The sequence below is a fragment of the Microcystis sp. M53603_WE2 genome (genome assembly GCF_030065435.1).
On sequence record NZ_JASJFF010001035.1, the window covers coordinates 1 to 3,167 of the forward strand.

The 3,167-nt window shown below is 46.9% G+C and carries 3 protein-coding genes and 1 pseudogene; 2 read left to right on the forward strand and 2 right to left on the reverse strand.

Features of this window, described 5'->3' with window-relative positions; genetic code table 11:
- Positions 1 to 31 precede the first annotated feature (31 nt).
- Positions 32 to 238: pseudogene (locus PX481_RS21825) on the forward strand (IS200/IS605 family transposase); the annotation flags it as partial.
- Between the two features lie 168 nt (positions 239 to 406).
- On the opposite strand, the gene PX481_RS21830 reads toward PX481_RS21825, so the two are convergent.
- Positions 407 to 1,879: a leucyl aminopeptidase gene (locus PX481_RS21830; RefSeq protein ID WP_288095946.1), complete on the reverse strand. Its 1,473-nt coding sequence runs from the start codon at positions 1,877 to 1,879 to the stop codon at positions 407 to 409.
- A gap of 228 nt (positions 1,880 to 2,107) precedes the next feature.
- On the opposite strand from PX481_RS21830, the gene PX481_RS21835 reads away from it, so the two are divergent.
- The gene (locus tag PX481_RS21835; RefSeq protein WP_002757689.1) at positions 2,108 to 2,347 is read left to right on the forward strand and encodes a hypothetical protein; all 240 of its coding nucleotides are present in this window, start codon (positions 2,108 to 2,110) and stop codon (positions 2,345 to 2,347) included.
- Positions 2,348 to 2,406: 59 nt separating this feature from the next.
- Here the strand turns inward: PX481_RS21835 and PX481_RS21840 are convergent.
- Positions 2,407 to 3,167 (reverse strand): NAD(P)(+) transhydrogenase (Re/Si-specific) subunit beta (locus PX481_RS21840; protein ID WP_288095949.1); only part of this gene is annotated, 761 nt, incomplete at its 5' end.

A 3,167-nucleotide genomic window follows, 5' to 3' on the forward strand; every position in this document is an offset into this window, starting at 1 on the left:
CGAACAGGAAACGCTATAATTACAATCATGGACCAAACTAATCGCTAACCTTAAAACAGTTAGTAGTCGCTTAATTAGACAAGAATTTCCGGATTTGGCGGCAAAGTATTTCGACAACAAACCCTATTTTTGGGCGGGAGCTTATTTCGTGGCTAGTTGTGGCGACGTTACTGTCGAACAACTAAAAAAATACGTCGAGAACCAAAACTCCCCAAAAGTGGAAAGGCTACTGCGTTAGTTTCATTCTGGTCGCGATTCATCTCCCGTTAACCGCTACGCAGTTTAACGGGAGTCCTCTCGCGACCTTGAGATAGGGGTGAGGGGTGGGGCAGATTTTTCAGGGATCGGTAAACAGTAAACAGTGAAAATACTCCTCACCTAATACCGCTTACCGATCACCGATAACTTAATTATTGGCCATTACCCAATTAACTAGAGTGCGGACGGGAAAACCGGTGGCCCCGGAATTATTAACGCCATTTTCTTTATCGCACCAGACCGGTCCTGCGATATCTAGGTGGAGCCAGGGAGTATTATTAATGAATTGCTTCAAAAATAAAGCGGCTGTAATGGAACCGCCGGGGCGCGGGCCGGTGTTTTTCATATCGGCAATTTGAGACTTCATCCCCTCGAAATATTTTTCTTCTAGGGGCATTGGCCAGAATTTTTCGCCGGCTAATTTAGCGGCCTCTTGGAGTTGAACAGTGAGACTCTCATCGCTACTCCATAAACCGGCGATATCGTCCCCCAAAGCGATGACACAGGCCCCGGTTAAAGTGGCTAGATCCACGATCGCATCCACCTCTAATTTTTCCGCAAAAACCAAGCCATCGGCCAGGGTTAATCGTCCCTCGGCATCGGTGTTATTGACTTCAATAGTTTTGCCATTAGAAGCGGTTAAAATGTCCCCAGGGTGCATAGCGCGACCACTAATCATATTTTCTGTAGCCGGACAGATAAAGTGTACTTCCACTTCTGGCTGTAATTGGGCGATCGCCTTGGCTGCGCCTAGGGTGGCGGCACCACCCCCCATATCCATTTTCATGGTTTCGATGCCACTGCCGGCCCCTTTAATATTCAAACCGCCGGAATCAAAGGTTAAACTTTTGCCGACGATTGCTAGTTTACGTTTCGGGGTCCCTTGGGGTTTATAGATTAAATGAAGGAATTTTGGGGGAATATCCGAGGCTTTGGCTACTCCTAGGAAGGCTCCCATGCCCAAGCTTTCGCATTCTTCCTGTTCCAGAATTTTGAGACTTAATCCGTATTCGGCGGCAATTTGCGAGGCGGTTTCTGCCATGGTTAGGGGGGTGACGGTGTTAGCGGGAGCATTGACTAATTCTCTGGCCAGAATCACCCCAGAACAGATTTGCTCGGCTTGGGCGATCGCTGATGCTTGCTCTCCTAAACCCAATAACTCGACGGTTTCTAATTTGGCTCCTTTTTCCTCTTTAGTGGACTTGAAGCGGGTATCCTGATGGGTGGCCAGCAGCAGCCCTTCTGCGATTGCTCCGGCAGTGGCGGACTGATCGCCAACTACTGGTAAACTGATGGCCAGAGCTTGGCTTTTTTGTTGTTTGGCCAGACGAGCGATCGCAGCAGCCGCTAGACGCAGGGTTTGCAGGTCGAAATCGGCAGTTTTTCCCAATCCCACCAGGATTAATTTGCGAATCGGACCACCACCTAGACGAGTCGCCGCACTGCTGCCTAATTTTCCCTCGAATTCCGTCTCGGAGATGAGATCACCTAGGTTTCCCCCTAGTTTATCGTTTAATTCTGCCAATTCTCCTGCAATCTCGATGGTTCCTTCTGGTAAACCTAGGGCTAAAGTATCTCCTGTCCAGGTAAGGAGCGAGGTGTCAGTCGATCGAATATCCATTCTTTATCTCGATAATTCTTTGCAAATTGCTTCTATTAATCACTATACTGTAAGCTCTATCAGTTATCATCTATTCAGGTTTAGTGGCTCCCTGTCAAGAATCAAGGTCTAGCTCTTGCTAAAATCATTGTCCCTGATTGCTGATGCTGACTGGGGATAACTGCCAGCGGTTCTACTACTTAGAAAAAAATTACCAAGTTTGTGTTGATCCCTCAAGGAGAAATTTTTATGGAAATATCTCGCCCTAATCAAGCAGAATTAACCGCAGAAGAACAACAGGAACTAGAAAAGTTGCGAGCTATTATCGAACAGGCTAGTGTTGATGGCGTGATCACTCAAGGGGAAAGGGAAAGAATCGCCCTAGCTATGAGGTCTGATGGTAAAGTGACCCTGGAAGAATTAGAGTTGGTCAGAACTTTAATTACCGAAAAAGTGAGCAAAGGGGAATTAGTTCTGGATTATCTTTAAACTCTGGAAAATCAGATAAAAAAAAGACGGGGTTTTCACCCCGTCCTATTTGTCAATAATTATGACAAATCCTTGACTTGTGATACTAATTGTGCTACCACATCTTGAGCGCTACCAAAGAGCATAAAGGTTTTGGGATTGTAGAATAATTCGTTTTCCACCCCGGCAAAACCCGATCGCATACTGCGCTTAATCACGATCGTGTGCTGTGCCTTATCCACGTCGAGAATTGGCATTCCATAAATGGGACTAGCTTTATCGTGACGGGCAGCGGGATTAACCACATCATTCGCCCCAATAATTAAGGCCACATCGACGCGCTCAAACTCAGGATTAATATCATCCATATCGTAGAGTTGCGGATAGGGAACATTAGCTTCGGCCAGTAATACATTCATGTGTCCTGGCATTCTTCCCGCCACGGGGTGAATAGCATATTTAACCTCAACGCCATTTTTTTCCAACTGTTCAGCTAATTCTCGCACTGCGTGTTGTGCTTGGGCCACCGCCATGCCGTAACCGGGTACAATCACCACAGAACGCGCATAACCGAGCATCATTGCCCCTTCTTCTGAATCAATAGCATGAACTGATTTATCAAGGCTAGAAGTGGCGCTCGCTTCGCCTCCAGCACTAGCACCTGTACCAAATGCCCCAAATAGTACACTAGCCAGCGATCGATTCATGGCTTTACACATGATCTGAGTTAGGATAATCCCCGACGCACCCACCAAAGCACCGGCGATGATCAACATACTATTCATCAGGATAAAACCGACTACGCTGGCGGCAAGTCCCGAAAAAGAGTTTAAGAGCGAGA

Coding starts and splice junctions, on each gene's coding strand:
- PX481_RS21830 (WP_288095946.1), bottom strand. CDS start 1,879: ATGGATATTCGATCGACTGACACCTCGCTCCTTACCTGGACAGGAGAT.
- PX481_RS21835 (WP_002757689.1), top strand. CDS start 2,108: ATGGAAATATCTCGCCCTAATCAAGCAGAATTAACCGCAGAAGAACAA.